The sequence below is a fragment of the Streptomyces doebereineriae genome (assembly GCF_031845645.1).
Classification (GTDB): Bacteria; Actinomycetota; Actinomycetes; order Streptomycetales; family Streptomycetaceae; genus Streptomyces; species Streptomyces canus.
The window spans coordinates 1-440 of the sequence record NZ_JAVREZ010000361.1; the positions used below are offsets into that span (position 1 = coordinate 1).

A 440-nucleotide genomic window follows, 5' to 3' on the forward strand; every position below is an offset into this window, starting at 1 on the left:
GCCTCGAATTGGTTGTGCGACAACGTACATTCTGGCGACGAGTTGGAATGTCTGCCGCCTGCCGGATTGTTCACCCCGGCCGACCTGGATGCGAACTTGCTGCTGATCGCGGGCGGCAGCGGCATTACACCGATGGTGTCGATCGCCAAGACCGTCTTGGCCCGCGGCCGCGGTCGGATAATGCTTCTCTATGCCAACCGCGACGCCGAGTCAGTCATCTTCGCCGCGCAGTTACGGGATCTCGTCGCCGAGCATTCGTATCGGCTGACGGTTGTTCAATGGCTGGAGAACGTACAAGGGCTACCGAGTGAGGCGACTACAGCCTCGCTGCTCGCGCCCTACGCCGGTTACGAGGTGTTCGTTTGCGGTCCAAAACCGTTCATGAAGATGGCACGGCGTTCGGTCGAGGGTCTCGGGGTCTCGCGCGACCGGATCCACAT

The 440-nt window shown here is 61.4% G+C and carries 1 pseudogene; it reads left to right on the forward strand.

The annotated features are described in order from the left end of the window. Window positions 1–440 (forward strand): annotated as a pseudogene (locus RNB18_RS52300) (3-ketosteroid-9-alpha-hydroxylase); the annotation flags it as partial.